The organism is Rhodoferax sp., from assembly GCF_028689305.1.
Taxonomy (GTDB): Bacteria; Pseudomonadota; Gammaproteobacteria; order Burkholderiales; family Burkholderiaceae_C; genus Rhodoferax.
Genome location: NZ_JAQTWM010000040.1, coordinates 1 through 15,399 on the forward strand (window position 1 = coordinate 1; position 15,399 = coordinate 15,399).

The 15,399-nt window shown below is 59.5% G+C and carries 15 protein-coding genes and 1 riboswitch; of the genes, 11 read left to right on the forward strand and 4 right to left on the reverse strand.

Annotated features, from left to right (window positions below; all coding sequences use genetic code 11):
- The 3 genes from yidC to PHW99_RS09900 all read left to right on the forward strand — a co-directional run.
- Positions 1-1,675: membrane protein insertase YidC (gene yidC, locus PHW99_RS09890; protein WP_300176412.1), on the forward strand; the 1,675-nt coding region annotated here is incomplete at its 5' end.
- 21 nt (positions 1,676-1,696) lie between these two features.
- Positions 1,697-3,109: a tRNA uridine-5-carboxymethylaminomethyl(34) synthesis GTPase MnmE gene (mnmE, locus tag PHW99_RS09895; RefSeq protein WP_300176415.1), complete on the forward strand. Its 1,413-nt coding sequence runs from the start codon at positions 1,697-1,699 to the stop codon at positions 3,107-3,109.
- Between the two features lie 86 nt (positions 3,110-3,195).
- Positions 3,196-3,906, forward strand: coding sequence for a hypothetical protein (locus PHW99_RS09900; RefSeq protein ID WP_300176418.1), 711 nt, complete (start codon positions 3,196-3,198; stop codon positions 3,904-3,906).
- Between the two features lie 23 nt (positions 3,907-3,929).
- On the opposite strand, the gene PHW99_RS09905 is transcribed toward PHW99_RS09900, so the two are convergent.
- Positions 3,930-4,484, reverse strand: a complete 555-nt coding sequence (locus tag PHW99_RS09905; protein ID WP_300176420.1) for an adenine phosphoribosyltransferase — start codon at positions 4,482-4,484, stop codon at positions 3,930-3,932.
- Between the two features lie 71 nt (positions 4,485-4,555).
- Positions 4,556-6,541: a monovalent cation:proton antiporter family protein gene (locus PHW99_RS09910; protein ID WP_300176422.1), complete on the reverse strand. Its 1,986-nt coding sequence runs from the start codon at positions 6,539-6,541 to the stop codon at positions 4,556-4,558.
- Between the two features lie 73 nt (positions 6,542-6,614).
- On the opposite strand from PHW99_RS09910, the gene PHW99_RS09915 reads away from it, so the two are divergent.
- Genes PHW99_RS09915 through PHW99_RS09930 form a run of 4 tightly spaced genes read left to right on the forward strand, consistent with a single transcriptional unit; the run spans position 6,615 to position 9,577 of the window.
- On the forward strand, positions 6,615-7,616 hold the full coding sequence (locus PHW99_RS09915) for a KpsF/GutQ family sugar-phosphate isomerase (protein ID WP_300176425.1): 1,002 nt from the start codon (positions 6,615-6,617) through the stop codon (positions 7,614-7,616).
- Positions 7,616-8,161 (forward strand): HAD hydrolase family protein, encoded by a 546-nt coding sequence (locus tag PHW99_RS09920; protein WP_300176427.1) that lies wholly within the window; start codon positions 7,616-7,618, stop codon positions 8,159-8,161. The genes PHW99_RS09915 and PHW99_RS09920 overlap by 1 nt, the downstream gene beginning before the upstream one ends.
- On the forward strand, positions 8,158-8,775 hold the full coding sequence (gene lptC / locus PHW99_RS09925) for an LPS export ABC transporter periplasmic protein LptC (protein ID WP_300176430.1): 618 nt from the start codon (positions 8,158-8,160) through the stop codon (positions 8,773-8,775). The genes PHW99_RS09920 and lptC overlap by 4 nt, the downstream gene beginning before the upstream one ends.
- A gap of 25 nt (positions 8,776-8,800) precedes the next feature.
- Entirely contained in the window at positions 8,801-9,577 is a 777-nt protein-coding gene (locus tag PHW99_RS09930) for an SDR family oxidoreductase (RefSeq protein WP_300176433.1), read from the forward strand.
- 64 nt (positions 9,578-9,641) lie between these two features.
- On the opposite strand, the gene PHW99_RS09935 is transcribed toward PHW99_RS09930, so the two are convergent.
- On the reverse strand, positions 9,642-10,022 hold the full coding sequence (locus tag PHW99_RS09935) for an RNA-binding protein (RefSeq protein WP_300176436.1): 381 nt from the start codon (positions 10,020-10,022) through the stop codon (positions 9,642-9,644).
- Between the two features lie 226 nt (positions 10,023-10,248).
- A complete protein-coding gene (locus tag PHW99_RS09940; RefSeq protein WP_300176439.1) occupies positions 10,249-11,451 on the reverse strand; it encodes an ammonium transporter in 1,203 nt (400 codons plus the stop codon).
- A gap of 114 nt (positions 11,452-11,565) precedes the next feature.
- A riboswitch (yybP-ykoY riboswitch) is annotated at positions 11,566-11,768 on the forward strand.
- A gap of 1 nt (position 11,769) precedes the next feature.
- Here PHW99_RS09940 and PHW99_RS09945 point away from each other — a divergent pair.
- From PHW99_RS09945 to PHW99_RS09960, 4 genes are all read left to right on the forward strand, one after another.
- Entirely contained in the window at positions 11,770-12,333 is a 564-nt protein-coding gene (locus PHW99_RS09945; RefSeq protein ID WP_300176442.1) for a TMEM165/GDT1 family protein, read from the forward strand.
- Between the two features lie 130 nt (positions 12,334-12,463).
- A complete protein-coding gene (locus PHW99_RS09950; RefSeq protein ID WP_300176444.1) occupies positions 12,464-13,609 on the forward strand; it encodes a homoserine O-acetyltransferase in 1,146 nt (381 codons plus the stop codon).
- Positions 13,606-14,187 carry a methionine biosynthesis protein MetW gene (gene metW, locus PHW99_RS09955; RefSeq protein WP_300176446.1) on the forward strand — a complete coding sequence of 194 codons (582 nt, stop codon included), beginning with the start codon at positions 13,606-13,608 and terminating at the stop codon, positions 14,185-14,187. Before PHW99_RS09950 ends, metW begins: the two co-directional genes overlap by 4 nt.
- A gap of 78 nt (positions 14,188-14,265) precedes the next feature.
- Positions 14,266-15,387: an alkene reductase gene (locus PHW99_RS09960; protein ID WP_300176448.1), complete on the forward strand. Its 1,122-nt coding sequence runs from the start codon at positions 14,266-14,268 to the stop codon at positions 15,385-15,387.
- The last annotated feature ends 12 nt before the right edge of the window (positions 15,388-15,399 follow it).

Below are 15,399 nucleotides of genomic sequence, written 5' to 3' on the forward strand. Positions count from 1 at the left end.
GTGGGATCAATGGCAGGTTTACAACGGGCGTAAGGCAACCTTTTTCCCGGGGCCGGCACCCGTCGCCTCCCAGGCCAGCGGCGCTGCTTCGGCCGCCGGCGCGTCCGGTGGCGTACCCAGTGCGGCCGGTGGCGTACCCAGTGCGGCCACGCCTGTTGCTGCCAGCGCAAATCCGGCAGGCCTGCCGGCGACCGCAGTGGCGCAAACCAGCGCACCTGTGGCGCATGAGCGGGTGGTGGCACAGACGGACGTGCTGAAGGTCACCTTTGATACCGAAGGTGGTTCGGTGGTGAAGACAGAGTTCCTCAAGCACGTGGACATGGCTGACAAGACCCGCCATTTTGTGTTGCTGGATGACAGCAAGGATCGCGTCTACCTGGCGCAGTCGGGTCTGATTTCTGCGCCGGGCGCCGCCGCCTTGCCGACCCACAAGTCGGTCATGATGCTGGCACCGGGTGAGCGTACTCTGCAAGATGGCAGCCAACGGCTGGAGCTGCGTTTTGAGTCACCCGAAGTGGGTGGGGTGAAGCTGGTCAAAACCTATACGCTGACCCGTGGCAGTTATGCCATGGCCGTCAAACACGAAGTGGTCAATGTTGGAGTGGCACCAGTGGTACCACAACTCTATCTGCAGCTGGTGCGCGACGGCAACAAACCACCGGGAGAGTCTTCCTTCTATTCCACCTTCACGGGTCCGGCGGTGTACACCGAGGCCAAGAAGTACCAGAAAGTGGAATTCAGCGATATCGAGAAAAACAAGGTCGAGATCGAAAAACAGTCGGAAAACGGTTATGTCGCCATGGTGCAGCATTACTTTGCCAGCGCCTGGTTGCTGGGTGATGGCCTCAAACGCGATTTGTTCATGCGCAAGGTGGACACCAACTTGTATTCCGTGGGCATGATTGCTCCGCTGACCTCCATCGCCCCGGGCGCCCGCCAGACTGTGGAGACACGTCTGTTTGCCGGTCCCCAGGAGGAAAAGGTGCTGGAAGCCCTGTCCCCCGGGTTGGAACTGGTCAAGGACTATGGCTGGCTGACCATGCTGTCCAAACCGTTGTACTGGCTGCTGGACCAGTTGCACAAGTTGATCGGTAACTGGGGCTGGTCGATTGTGGCCCTGGTCCTGTTGCTCAAGGCGGCCTTTTACTGGCTCAATGCCAAGGCCTACGCCAGCATGGCCAAGATGAAGGCGGTGAATCCGCGCATCACCGAAATGCGTGAACGCCTGAAGGACAACCCGCAACAGATGCAGCAGGAGATGATGCGCATCTACCGTGAGGAAAAGGTCAACCCGATGGGCGGCTGTTTCCCGATCATGATCCAGATTCCGGTGTTCATTGCCCTGTACTGGGTGCTGCTGGCCAGCGTCGAGATGCGCAACACGCCCTGGATCGGCTGGATTCATGACTTGTCTTCACCCGACCCGTTCTACATCCTGCCGCTGGTCATGACATTGACCACGGTGTTGCAAACGTCGCTGAACCCGGCGCCGCCAGACCCGATGCAAGCCAAGATGATGTGGTTCATGCCGTTGGCTTTCAGCGTGATGTTCTTCTTCTTTCCTGCCGGCTTGGTGCTGTACTGGATCACCAACAACGTGTTGTCCATAGCCCAGCAATGGGTGATCAACACCCGCATGGGTGTGCCGCCCAAGTTCCATCTGCCCAAGTTTTAAACCGTAGGGGTTGGGTCTGCCGTGAGCCTACCGCGTCACCAGGACCCGATTGTGGCCATCGCCACAGCCCCCGGGCGTGGTGCGGTGGGTATTGTGCGCGTCAGTGGTCGGTCGTTGGAGGCGCTGGTACGGGCTCTGGTGGGCCGTTCGCTGAAAGCGCGGGAAGCCAGCTATACCGGGTTTCTGGACGCCCAGGGCGTGGCCATTGACCGCGGCCTGGCGATCTATTTCCCGGCACCGCACTCCTTTACCGGTGAAGACGTGCTGGAGCTGCAGGCCCATGGTGGCCCAGTGGTGCTGCAACTGCTGTTGGCCCGTTGTCTGGAAGCGGCGGCGCAGGTTGCCTCGAACGGCCAGCTGACCTTGCCACATCTGCGTGTGGCGTTGCCGGGCGAATTTTCCGAGCGGGCGTTCCTGAATGACAAGATGGATCTGGCGCAGGCCGAGGCCATTGCCGACTTGATTGATGCCAGCACCGAGGCGGCAGCACGCAGTGCCAGCCGGTCACTGTCGGGCGTCTTTTCCCAGGAAATTCACCAACTGCGTGATGCCCTGGTTCATTTGCGCATGCTGGTCGAAGCCACACTGGACTTTCCTGAAGAAGAGATCGATTTCCTGCGTCAGGCCGACGCACAGGGACAGCTCACCCACCTGCAGCAGCAGGTTCAGCAGGTATTGCAGCGGGCGCGTCAGGGCGCGCTGTTGCGTGAAGGCATCAAAGTGGTGATTGCCGGCCAGCCCAATGCCGGCAAGTCGTCGTTGCTCAATGCGTTGGCCGGAGCCGAGCTGGCCATCGTCACCCCGGTGGCCGGCACCACACGTGACAAGGTGCAGCAGACCATTCAGATCGAGGGTGTGCCACTGCATGTGATCGACACCGCCGGCTTGCGCGACAGTGACGACGAGGTGGAAAAAATCGGCATTGCCCGAGCCTGGGACGCCATTACCACGGCGGACGCGGTGTTGTTTTTGCATGACTTGACTCGCGTAAATGCTATTGAATATATAGCTGCAGATACAGATATTACGCGGGCTATGGCTCAAAAACTCCCCAAACATGTGGCTAGGATCGACATCTGGAACAAAGCTGATGCCGTGCCAGCGTCGGCACCGACGCCTGATGGCGGTGTGGTCCTGTCTGCCAAAACAGGCCAGGGGCTGGATGATTTGCGGCGCCAATTGCTGGCGCTGGCTGGTTGGCAACCGGCGACCGAGGGGCTGTTCATGGCCCGCGAGCGGCACGTCCAGGCCCTGCGCCAGGTGGAAACCCATCTTGAGGCAGCCCAAACGCACCTGACACAACAGGCACAGGCATTGGATTTGTTGGCCGAAGAGTTACGACTGGCGCAAATTGAGCTAAGTCAAATTACCGGCGAATTTACGTCCGATGATCTCCTGGGTGTCATTTTTTCCAGCTTTTGCATCGGAAAATAGCGCTTCCTTTACGGCTGTGGGGGAAGATTCGCCGAGTGTGTTCTACCTGAATGGTTTCTTGTGATTGAATGTTTGAGAGGTTGAGCGTGTCCTTATTCAGCTGGTTTTCTGCCAAACCTAAAAAAGCACCCGAAAGTTCGCGGTTACCCCACGATGAGCTGACCGCACCTCAACCCAAGACCGTGCCAACGCCGGCACGCACCGAGCCACAGGTGAACATCAAGCAGTTGCGGCACGAGCGCCGTGAACAGCTCTACGGTGTGGTCCGCAGTGTGATGCTGCGCAGCGAAGTGCTGGCCTCGCACTACAAGTTCAAGGTGCTGTCGCTGGATGCGGCGGGTCGGCGTTTTCTCATCATGATGGATCTGCTTGATCAGCAAGCCTTGCATCCAGATCGCTGGGCGCCGGTGGAACAACTGATTGCCAAGACGGCGGCGCAGCGTCACGATTTGCAGGTCAAGGCGGTGTATTGGCGTCTGGTGGTGCCCATGGTGACCACCGCCGAAACCGCTGCCGATGCTACCCCCGCGCCCGTGGCAGCCCATGCGGCGCCAGCCCCGGCCAAGGTGTCTGGTGGGCCGAGATTCGAGCCCATTGACCAAGATGAAGTGCTGGCCTTCAAGAAAGCCATTGCGGCTGTGACACCGGAAGACCCGTTGGCACCGGAGCCCGGTCAGGTGGTGACCAGCGGGCCTCGTCTGCCGTCGGCCATGACGGGTTATGAGGACACCTTGCTGCTGGAGTCCGATGACGCGGCCTCACCTCTGAGCAAGACCCAGTTCGGTGGCCTGGACTGATCAGGCGTCTGCGGCCGTGCTGCTCAATAACCTTTGAAGTCGACCAGGGTGAACAGGGGCAGGCCAGCTTCGCGCAGTCGGGCTGAGCCGCCGAGTTCCGGCAGATCAACGATGGCTGCCCCCTCCATGACTTCAGCGCCGAGTTTTTCCAGCAACTTCTTGCCGGCCATCATGGTGCCACCGGTAGCAATCAGGTCGTCAATCAACAGCACCCGGTGACCCGCCTTGACGGCATCGGTGTGTAATTCCACCGTGGCGCTGCCGTATTCCAGTTCATAGGTTTCTTCCACCGTGGTGAAAGGCAGTTTGCCCTTTTTTCGGATCGGTACAAAACCAACACCGAGTTCATAGGCAATCACCGCGCCCAGAATGAAGCCACGTGCATCCAAGCCGGCCACCACGTCCGGTCGCCGGGACGGGTCCATGTAGCGGTGTACAAAAGCATCCACCAACACCCGAAAAACTTTGGCATCCTGCAGCAAGGGCGTGATGTCACGGAACTGGACACCCGGGGTTGGCCAATCCAGCACGGTGCGAATGTGGTCGCGAAGGTATTGCGTGACACTGATGTTCTGCATAGGAGGAGGAATCAAAAGACGAAGTGATGCCTATTGTGCATGTTTGCGTTGTCAGGCACGACGGTGCCAGATCAACCTTTGAGCAGCCGTACCTCGGCCTGACTGAGCGCATCGGCTTTGCCGGACAGCACCAGTGCATCGTTATCCATCAGCACCAGTTCGTCCGAGAGTGTCAAAACCTTGCCGGATGAACGCCGCAGGCTCACCAGATGCACCCCCAATGATTCCAGTCTCAGTTCCCCGATGGGGCGGCCGATGGATTTGGCATGCCGGGGTAGTTGAATCGTGCTGAGCCTCTCCTGCTGTGCTTCGTCCGCGTCACCATCGTCAGCACCGCGGAAGAATCCGCGCAGCAGGTTGTAGCGGGCATCACGTTGGTCCTGCACGATCCGGATCACCCGGCGCATGGGGACCCCCACCAGCGCCAAGGCATGGCTGGCCAGCATCAACGAGCCTTCAATGGCCTCGGGCACAACTTCAGTGGCGCCGGCCTTCTGCAGCAATTCCAGGTCATGGTCGTCCTGGGTGCGCACCACCACCGGAACCTGCGGCGCATGTTCCCGGATGTGGGCCAGCACTTTCATGGTACTGGCGGTTTCCAGATAGGTGATGGCCACGGCGCTGGCGCGGGCCAGGCCTGCAGCCATCAGCGCCTGCAGGCGGGCGGCGTCACCAAACACCACTGAATCACCCGCAGCGGCGGCCTGGCGGACCCGGTCTGGGTCCAGGTCCAGTGCCATGTAGGGAATGGATTCCTTGTCCAGAATACGTGCCAGGTTCTGGCCGCAGCGTCCATAACCGCAAATGATCACGTGTTTGCTGGTTTTGATGGATTTGCGGGCAATGGTGGTCATCTGCACCGATTCCATCAGCCACTCATTGCTGACAACACGCATCACCAGGTTGTTGCTGTGCATGATGATGAATGGGGTGGCCAGCATCGACAGCACCATGGCCGCCAGGATGGGGTTGAGCAGTTCCGGCGGCACCAGTGCATGGGTCTGGCCCAGCGCCAACAACACAAAGCCGAATTCACCGGCCTGAGCCAGATACAGGCCGGTACGCAGGGACACCCCCATGCTGGCGCCGAAGCCACGCGTGATCAGGGTAATCAATCCGGCCTTGAACAGTACCGGCAGGACCACCAGCACCAGCACCAGCGGCCAGCGTTCCAACACCAGACGCCAATCGAGCATCATGCCAATGCTGATGAAAAACAGGCCAAGCAGGACATCGTGAAACGGCCGGATGTCGGTTTCCACCTGGTGTTTATATTGGGTTTCGGAAATCAGCATGCCGGCAATAAATGCACCCAGCGCCAGACTCAGTCCCGCCAGTTCGGTCAGCCAGGCCAGGCCCAGCGTGACCAGCAGCAGGTTCAGCACAAACAACTCCTCGCTTTTGCGCCGAGCCACCAGGGTCAGCCACCAGCGCATGACACGTGGCCCCCCCACCATCAGCAGCGTGATCAGCGCCGTGGCTTTCAGCATGGCCAGGGCCATGGTTTCCATCAGTTCTTCGGCCGAGGCGCCCAATGCCGGGATCAGAACCAGCAGCGGCACCACCGCCAAGTCCTGGAACAGCAGTACCCCCATGACGCGTTTACCATGTTCACTTTCCAGTTCGATGCGTTCGGCCATGAGCTTGACCACAATGGCCGTGCTGCTCATGGCCATGGCGCTGGACAGGGTCAGGGCCGTCTTCCAGCCGATGCCCCACCAGCTGGGTGCCAGCCAAGCCAGGCCCAGACTGCCCGCCGTGGTGACCACCATGGTCAGGGCCACCTGAAACAGACCCAGGCCAAACACGTTCTGGCGCATGGTGCGCAGCTTGGGCAGATTGAATTCCAGCCCAATCACAAACATCAGGAACACCACACCAAACTCGCCCAGATGGCGCACGCCATCGGCATTTTTGGCCAGCGCCAGCGCATTGGGGCCAATCACCACACCCACGGCCAGATAACCCAGCATGGGTGGCAATTTCAGGTAGCGGCAAGCCACCACACCGAGCACGGCGGCCAGCAGATACAGAAGGGTCAGGTCAAGTGGGTTCACCCCCCGATAGTACCAAGCCACTTTATGAGGAAGAAGCTGCCTGACGCAGGTAGGTGACCGATAAAATCCGGGCATGAACGAGAACCCCATTTCCGCGCCGGGCTTTGATGTTGAGCGCGCCATTGTGTTGGCCCTGGAGACACTGGATGTCGAAGCCGCGGCCATTCTGGGTCTCAAGCGGCATCTGGGGGAAGCGTTTGCCCAGGCGGTGCACCTGATGCTCGGTGTCAGTGGCCGTGTGGTGGTCATGGGCATGGGCAAAAGTGGTCATATCGGGCGCAAGATTGCAGCCACGCTGGCCTCCACCGGTACAGCGGCCCTGTTTGTTCATCCGGCTGAAGCCAGTCATGGCGACCTGGGCATGATTCAGCCAGTGGATCTGGTCTTGGCCATTTCCAACAGCGGGGAGTCGGATGAACTCAATGCCGTTTTGCCAACCATCAAGCGGCTGGGGACGCCGCTGGTGGCCATCACCAGCCATGCCGCGTCGACGTTGGCGCGTCATGCGGATGTGTTCCTGAATTGCAGTGTCGAGAAAGAAGCTTGCCCGCTGAATCTGGCGCCCACTGCCAGCACCACCGCGCAGTTGGCGTTGGGTGACGCGCTGGCCGTGGCTTTGCTGGACGCCCGTGGCTTCAAGGCCGAAGATTTTGCCCGTTCCCACCCCGGTGGCGCCCTGGGGCGCAAGCTGCTGACTCATGTCAGCGACGTCATGCGTACAGGCGACCAAGTACCCAGGGTAGGTCTGTCGGCCGGTTTTGGTGACCTCATGCGTGAGATGAGTGCCAAGGGTCTGGGGGCCACGGCGGTGGTGGATGAGGCTGGCCAAGTGTGCGGTATTTTCACGGATGGAGACTTGCGCCGTCTGATCGAAAAAGGGGTCGACCTGCGCAGCGCCACAGCCGGCCAGGTCATGCATGCCAAGCCCTGGACCATTCAGCCTGACGCGCTGGCGGTGGAAGCGGCGGAGTTGATGGAGCTGCGGCGCATCACCAGTGTGCTGGTGCTTGATGCCAATGGACAGTTGTGCGGTGCACTCAACAGCAATGACCTCATGCGCGCCAAGGTGATCTGATGCCACCCGTCCTGAACTTTTTGCCGGAACTGCTGCTCAAGGCACAAGGCATTCGCGTGGTATTTTTCGACGTGGATGGTGTGTTGACGGACGGTGGGATCTATTTTTCCGAGAATGGCGAAACCCTCAAGCGGTTCAACACACTGGATGGTCACGGCCTCAAACTGCTGCAGCGTGCTGGCATCACGCCTGCGGTGATCACTGGCCGTGATTCCAAACCGTTGCGCTTGCGCCTGGCGGCCCTGGGGATCGAGCACGTGCACTATGGCACCGAAGACAAACGACCCGCGGCCGAGGCTACCCTCAAGGCGTTGGGGCTGGACTGGTCGCAAGCGGCAGCCATGGGAGACGACTGGCCCGATCTGCCGGTGATGACACGCTGCGCTTTGGCCTGCGCGCCGGGGAATGCCCAAACGGAAGTGGCTGCTATCGCACACTATGTCACGCGCCTGCATGGAGGCGCCGGTGCGGTCCGCGAGTTCTGTGACTTGCTGCTGGTGGCCAGTGGCCGCTACGCGCAACTGTTGCAAGAGTCGCTGCAATGATGGCTGTGCTGCGTCAGGTTCTGGATCGTTTGACGCTGTATCTGCCGGTGTTTCTGATGGGGGTGCTGGCGATGGCCACCTACTGGCTGGTGCGTACCACGCCATTGGTCAGCACGCCGGTACCGACGTCACGTGTGCAGCACCAGAGTGACTATTTCATGCGCAAGTTTGCTGTCAAAACCTTTGACGCTGAAGGCAAGCTCAAGAGTCAGGTGAGTGGTGGCGAGGCGCGCCACTACCCCGATACCGATACGCTGGAGATTGACGAGGTGGTGATTCGTTCCTTTGATCAGCAGGGGCATCTGACCACCGCCACCGCGCGTCAGGCCATCACCAATGGTGACGGGTCCGAGGTGGAATTGATCGGTGGTGCGCGGGTGGTGCGTGCGGCCACCATGAATGCGCAAGGCAAGGAGCAGCCGGCCATGATTTTTACCGGGGAGTATCTGCATGCCTTCGTCAATACGGAGCGTGTCCAGTCACACAAACCGGTGGAGCTCACGCATGGCCGGGATCGTTTTACCGCTGACAGCATGGACTACGACCATCAGCAGCGTGTTGTGCAGTTGAATGGTCGTGTCAAAGGTGTTCTGGTGCCAGCCACCAAGCCGTGACCATGGCCTGCTACCCTCAAACATCATGCAAAAACTAGTCTTGATCACCGGTGCTTCCAGTGGCATTGGCCAGGCTCTGGCCTGGCATTTTGCCCGCCAAGGGTATCGCCTGGCCTTGGTTGCCCGTCGCATTGATGCCGTCAAATCATGGCTTATCCCGCTTGGAATAAGCTCTGATAGCTATCAAATATATAGCGTCGACGTTTCCGATCTGGAGAGCATGCATCTTTTGGCACAAGACTGCATGGCGCGCCAGGGGGTGCCCGATGTGGTGATTGCCAACGCCGGTATCAGCATCGGCGTGGATTCCTCGCGACGTGAAGACCTTGACGTCATGGCGCGCATCCTGGCGACCAACGTGATGGGGGTGGCCGCCACTTTTGGGCCATTCATCAACGTCATGGTGGCACGTGGTTCGGGTACGCTGGTGGGTATCGGCAGTGTGGCGGGCATCCGTGGCCTGCCTGGACACGGTGGCTACTGCGCCAGTAAGGCGGCCGTGATCAGCTATTGCGAGAGTCTGCGCGGTGAACTGCGGTCCAGTGGCGTCAAGGTGGTCACCATTTGCCCTGGTTACATTGCCACACCTCTGACCCGCAACAACGGCTACAGCATGCCGTTTTTAATGCAGCCGGAGGTGTTTGCGGAAAAAGCCTTTCAGGCCATTGAAGCCGGCAACAGTTATCGCGTGATTCCCTGGCAGATGGGGATCGTGGCCAAATTGTTGCGATTGTTACCCAATGCCGTGTTTGACAAGGTGTTTGCCGGGCGGCCGCGTAAACCACGGATCACCGACACATAACGCAAAAAGGGCCCCGAAGGACCCTTTAGACGTCAGGCATTAGCCCGAGGCGCGTTAATTGAGCTTAGTAGCTGCTGCGGCCACCGCCGTAACCACCACCGCTGCCACCGCCGTAGCCGCCGCCACCGGAGCGATTGCCACCGCCGTAGCCGCCACCGCCACCACCGAAGCCGCCGCCAGAGCGGGGGGGACGGGGTTCCATCGGACGGGCTTCGTTCACCACGAGGCCACGACCGCCAAATTGTTGTCCATTCATGGCGCTGATGGCTGCTTGGGCTTCAGCATCGTTGCCCATTTCGACAAAACCGAAACCCTTGGAGCGGCCGGTGTCACGTTCCATCATGACCTTGGCGCTGGTAACGGTACCGTGGGCTGCAAACGCTTGTTGCAGGTCATCATCACGGAAAGAATAAGGCAGGTTGCCTACGTAAAGTTTGTTGCCCATGAAAGGACTCCTCAAAATAACTCAAAACGCGATGGAGTCCAAACCGCAACAACCAAACCACTGAAGACTTAGATAAGACGCGAGACTGACATTCACCGCAAACCATATATCACTTTTTAAAAGCAATACAAAGTGCATGATACGCTAAGTTCGTGATTTTCAAAAAATATATTTGTGCAGAGTCCGCATGGGCAGCCATGTTAGGCGGTCAGCAGGCAATCGCCTGCTACCAACTGGCCTCTCGATCTGGTGTGGCACTGATTTTGTGGATTGACAAATCAGCACCGTCATATTCTTCCTCCTGGCTCAGCCGCAAGCCCAGCGTGACTCTGAGGGTGCCGTACACCAGGAGACCGCCGCCCATGGCCCAGGCCACACCCATGACGGTACCAATCAGTTGTGCACCCAAGGTCACACCACCTAGTCCCCCCAACGCCGGATAGCCAAAAATGCCGGCTGCCACCCCACCCCAGGTGCCGCACAGGCCATGCAAAGGCCACACACCCAACACGTCGTCAATCTTCCAGCGGTTTTGTGTCAAGGTGAACATGCTGACAAACAACACCCCAGCCACCAACCCCACCACCAATGCACCTAAAGGGTGCATCAGGTCAGAGCCGGCGCATACCGCGACCAAGCCAGCCAGTGGGCCGTTATGCACAAAGCCGGGGTCGTTTTTGCCCAGTACCAGCGCGGCCAGCGTACCGCCCACCATGGCCATCAATGAGTTGACGGCCACCAAGCCAGAGATTTTGTCCAATGTTTGCGCACTCATCACATTAAAACCAAACCAGCCTACCGTCAAAATCCAGGCCCCCAACGCCAGAAACGGGATGCTGGATGGCGGATGAGCGGACATACCGCCATCCTTGCGGTAGCGGTTGGCGCGTGCGCCGAGCAACAACACGGCTGGCAAGGCAATCCAGCCGCCGACAGCATGGACCACCACGCTGCCGGCGAAATCATGGAACTCGGCGCCGGTCAGGTTTTTTAGCCAGCCTTGCACGCCAAAGTGCTGATTCCAGGCAATTCCCTCAAAAAATGGATAAATCAGGCCAACGATGACAGCGGTGGCAATCAATTGAGGCCAGAAGCGTGCGCGTTCGGCGATACCGCCCGAAATAATGGCGGGAATGGCGGCCGCAAAAGTCAACAGGAAGAAAAATTTGACCAATTCGTAGCCATTTTTGGCGGCCAGTTGTTCTGCGCCCACAAAAAAATGGGTGCCATAGGCAACGCCATAACCCACCAGAAAATACACCACCGTCGAAACCGAGAAATCCACCAGAATTTTGACCAGCGCGTTGACCTGGTTTTTACGCCGCACGGTTCCCAGTTCCAGAAATGCAAAACCGGCGTGCATCGCCAGCACCATGATGCCGCCAAGAAGAATGAACAAGACATCAACGCCCTGTTTTGGTGCTTCCATAAAACCCTCTTTGTGTGAATTGCTGTTGTTTTGTGCGTTTTCAGGAAGTTTTGAGAAAACGCACCAACATAAAGCAAAAATCGCGCCAGTTTGGTGAGGTGGCGATTGACTCTACAATGTGTTTTGTCCATCGGGGAGTAGCCGCCCTTCTTTGATTGAAAGGGGCTTGTGTCAACAGACTTGTCCTGCCAGCTAAGGCAGACATGGCGCAAGCGGGGTTCACACATGTGAATTTTGGCGAGACCTTTGGCTGCATGCCTCCGTTTCAGGCCGGGGATGCTGTGCAGTCATGGGTTTGACCACCGGCCGGAGACGTTCATGGACGCATTTCTTGTTTCAACCGGCATCGTTGCCCTGGCCGAGATGGGTGACAAAACCCAACTGCTGGCACTCATCCTGGCGGCGCGCTTTCGCCAACCGTGGCCGATCGTGGTGGGCATTTTTGTGGCCACCGTGGCCAACCATGCGCTGGCTGGCGCAGTCGGTGCCTGGGTCAATACCGTGCTCGGTCCAGACGTGTTGCGTTGGGTGTTGGGCGTCTCTTTCATTGCCATGGCGATCTGGATGCTGATTCCCGACAAGGTGGACGACGACGACACCCCGGCCAAGCCCCGTTTTGGTGTTTTTGGCACCACCGTGGTGGCGTTTTTTCTGGCCGAGATGGGTGACAAGACCCAGGTGGCCACCGTCATGCTGGCGGCCCAATACCACGCCTATTACTGGGTGATTGCCGGAACCACGCTGGGCATGATGCTGGCCAATGCACCGGTGGTCTGGTTAGGTGAACGCATGACCCGTCTGGTGCCATTGCGGGTGGTGCACATCGTGTCGGCGCTGATTTTCCTGGGCTTGGGGGTGTGGGCGCTGATTGGCCGGTTCTAGGCCATGCATTGGCCGTTGCTATACTCCAAATGCGCCGATTTGCCAGAATTGCGGGCGCTTAACAAGTTCCGCTAAAGATGCCTGCCAACCCGGTTTTGCCTTTAGCGGAACCGGGTTTTTATTTTTCAAGATGCTGATTGCCACGCCCCAGTCCATGCATTTCGCGGCAGCCTTGCCCCTGCAAAGCGGCGCGTTGCTGCGGGACTACTCGCTGAGTTATGAAACCTACGGCACGCTCAATGCCGACAAATCCAACGCGGTGCTGATCTGCCATGCGCTCAACGCCTCGCACCATGTGGCTGGCGTGTATGCCGGCCAGGACAAGTCCGAAGGTTGGTGGAACAACATGATCGGGCCGGGCAAGTCGCTCGATACCAACAAGTTCTTTGTCATTGGGGTCAACAATCTGGGTTCGTGTTTTGGTTCGACCGGGCCGATGCACCTCAACCCTGACACCGGTCGTGTTTACGGTGCCGACTTCCCGGTGGTCACGGTGGAGGACTGGGTCAACGCCCAGGCCCGCCTACTGGACGCCTTGGGTATTCAGACCCTGGCTGCAGTGATGGGGGGTAGCCTGGGTGGCATGCAAGCCCTGAGCTGGACCCTGCAGTACCCCAACCGGGTGCGCCACGCGGTGGTGGTGGCCAGCGCGCCGAATCTGACCGCGGAGAACATCGCCTTCAATGAAGTCGCCCGGCGCGCCATCGTGACCGATCCCGATTTTCATGGGGGACATTTTTACCAGCATGGCACCGTACCCAAGCGCGGCCTGCGTATTGCCCGCATGATTGGCCACATCACCTATCTGAGTGATGACGTGATGAACGAGAAGTTTGGCCGCCAGCTGCGTGACGCGGTCCTGGCGCAGGCCGGGGAGCCTGCGGCTTACAAATTCAGCACCCAGGATGTGGAGTTCCAGATCGAGAGCTACTTGCGCTATCAGGGTGACAAGTTTGCCGAGTACTTTGATGCCAATACCTATTTGCTGATCACCCGCGCGCTGGATTATTTTGACCCGGCCCGCGCTTATGGTGGCAACTTGAGCCAGGCGCTGGAGCGGGCCAGCTGCAAGTTTTTGCTGGTGAGCTTCACCACCGATTGGCGCTTTGCGCCCAAACGCAGCCGCGAAATTGTCAAGGCCCTGCTCGACAACAAGCGTGATGTCAGTTATGCCGAAATCAACGCTCCCCATGGCCATGATGCGTTTTTGCTCGATGACCCGCGTTATATGAGTGTTGTGCGCTCTTATTTTGATAGTGTCGAGGTGACGTCATGAGCGACATGCAAATTCAGCAGGCGCTGGCGGCATTGGTGCCGACGGGCTCACGGGTGCTGGACCTGGGGTGTGGTGATGGGGCCATGCTGGCCCATCTGCAGGCTACCCGTGGTTGCACCGGTTATGGCATCGAGATTGATGACACCAATGTGCTGGCCTGTGTGCAGCGAGGTGTCAACGTCATCCAGCTCAATCTGGACGAAGGTCTGTCGATGTTTGAAGACGCCAGCTTCGACGTGGTGCTGCAGATTGACACCTTGCAGCACTTGCGCAACGCCGAGGTGATGCTGCGCGAAACCGTGCGCGTGGGCCGTCTGGGGATTGTGGCGTTTCCCAACTTTGCCCATTGGCCCAACCGTCTGAGTGTGCTCAAGGGGCGTATGCCGGTGACGCGGCGCCTGCCTTACCAGTGGTATGACACGCCCAACATCCGGGTCGGCACCCATGCCGACCTGGGCATTCTGGCGCGCCGCAACGGCCTGAAGGTCCTCGACAGCTTTGGCATCCAGAACGGTGAGACCGTGCGCCTGCTGCCCAATCTGCTGGCGGGGACCTCGGTGTTCAAACTGTCGCGTTAGCCGGGCGGTGTGCCACTGCCTACTTTGATTCGGGCCGATGTCGGTCCAAACTTTCATCAACCGCCAACAGGTTTTACCATGCCCCACTCTCTTGCAACCCTTTTTGACCCCGTTCGCGCCGGTGACTTGCAGCTGGCCAATCGCATTGTCATGGCCCCGCTCACACGCAACCGCGCGCCCGAGGCCATTCCCACGCCGCTGATGGTCGAGTACTACACCCAGCGGGCCAGTGCCGGGCTGCTGATCACCGAAGGCGCCGCCATCAGCCAGCAGGGCCAGGGTTATGCCGACGTGCCTGGCCTGTATGGCACCGAACAGCTCGATGGCTGGAAGAAAGTCACCCAAAGTGTCCACGCCGCAGGCGGCAAGATCGTGGTGCAGCTCTGGCACGTGGGTCGGGTTTCGCACACCAGCTTGCAGCCCCACGGGGGCCAGCCGGTGGCGCCATCAGCCCTACGCGCCAATACCCGGACCGTGTTGATCAACAATGGTGTGCCAAGCTTCGTCGAAACCTCCGAACCACGCGCCCTGCAGGCTTATGAGCTGCCTGACATCGTGCACACCTACCAGGCGGCTGCCCGCAATGCGGTGGAAACCGCAGGTTTTGACGGTGTTGAAATTCACGCCGCCAATGGTTATTTGCTGGACCAGTTCCTCAAGGCCGGCACCAACGAGCGCCGTGACGACTTTGGCGGCAGCATTGAAAACCGCGCCCGCCTGGTGCTGGAAGTGGTGCGCGCCGTGACCGAAGCCGTCGGCGCTGGCCGCACCGGCATCCGCCTGTCACCCGTGACACCCGCCAATGACGTGTTTGACCCGGACCCGCAACCGCTCTTTGACTACCTGGTGCGCGAGCTGGCGGCCTACCCGCTGGCCTATGTGCACATCATTGAAGGTGCCACCGGCGGCGCCCGTGAGCTGCCGGATCGCCCGTTTGATTACACCGGCCTGCACCGGGCCTACCGTGCCGCGGGCGGCAAGGGCGCCTGGATGGTCAACAATGGCCTGGATCAGGCCCTGGCGCAGCAGGCGGTGCGAGAAGGCGCCGATCTGGTGTCCTTTGGCCGCGCTTTCATCGCCAACCCCGATCTGGTGGAACGGCTGCGGCGCGGCAAGGCCCTCAACGAGGGGGACCGCAGCACCTATTACGGCGGTGGCGCCAGGGGGTACACCGATTACCCCACACTGGCCAAGCACTGAAAACGGAGATGA

Excerpts from the sequence above, each read along its gene's own strand:
- PHW99_RS09905 (WP_300176420.1), bottom strand. The coding sequence starts at position 4,484 with ATGCAGAACATCAGTGTCACGCAATACCTTCGCGACCACATTCGCACC.
- PHW99_RS09915 (WP_300176425.1), top strand. The coding sequence starts at position 6,615 with ATGAACGAGAACCCCATTTCCGCGCCGGGCTTTGATGTTGAGCGCGCC.
- PHW99_RS09920 (WP_300176427.1), top strand. The coding sequence starts at position 7,616 with ATGCCACCCGTCCTGAACTTTTTGCCGGAACTGCTGCTCAAGGCACAA.
- lptC (WP_300176430.1), top strand. The coding sequence starts at position 8,158 with ATGATGGCTGTGCTGCGTCAGGTTCTGGATCGTTTGACGCTGTATCTG.
- PHW99_RS09930 (WP_300176433.1), top strand. The coding sequence starts at position 8,801 with ATGCAAAAACTAGTCTTGATCACCGGTGCTTCCAGTGGCATTGGCCAG.
- PHW99_RS09935 (WP_300176436.1), bottom strand. The coding sequence starts at position 10,022 with ATGGGCAACAAACTTTACGTAGGCAACCTGCCTTATTCTTTCCGTGAT.
- PHW99_RS09940 (WP_300176439.1), bottom strand. The coding sequence starts at position 11,451 with ATGGAAGCACCAAAACAGGGCGTTGATGTCTTGTTCATTCTTCTTGGC.
- PHW99_RS09945 (WP_300176442.1), top strand. The coding sequence starts at position 11,770 with ATGGACGCATTTCTTGTTTCAACCGGCATCGTTGCCCTGGCCGAGATG.
- PHW99_RS09950 (WP_300176444.1), top strand. The coding sequence starts at position 12,464 with ATGCTGATTGCCACGCCCCAGTCCATGCATTTCGCGGCAGCCTTGCCC.
- metW (WP_300176446.1), top strand. The coding sequence starts at position 13,606 with ATGAGCGACATGCAAATTCAGCAGGCGCTGGCGGCATTGGTGCCGACG.
- PHW99_RS09960 (WP_300176448.1), top strand. The coding sequence starts at position 14,266 with ATGCCCCACTCTCTTGCAACCCTTTTTGACCCCGTTCGCGCCGGTGAC.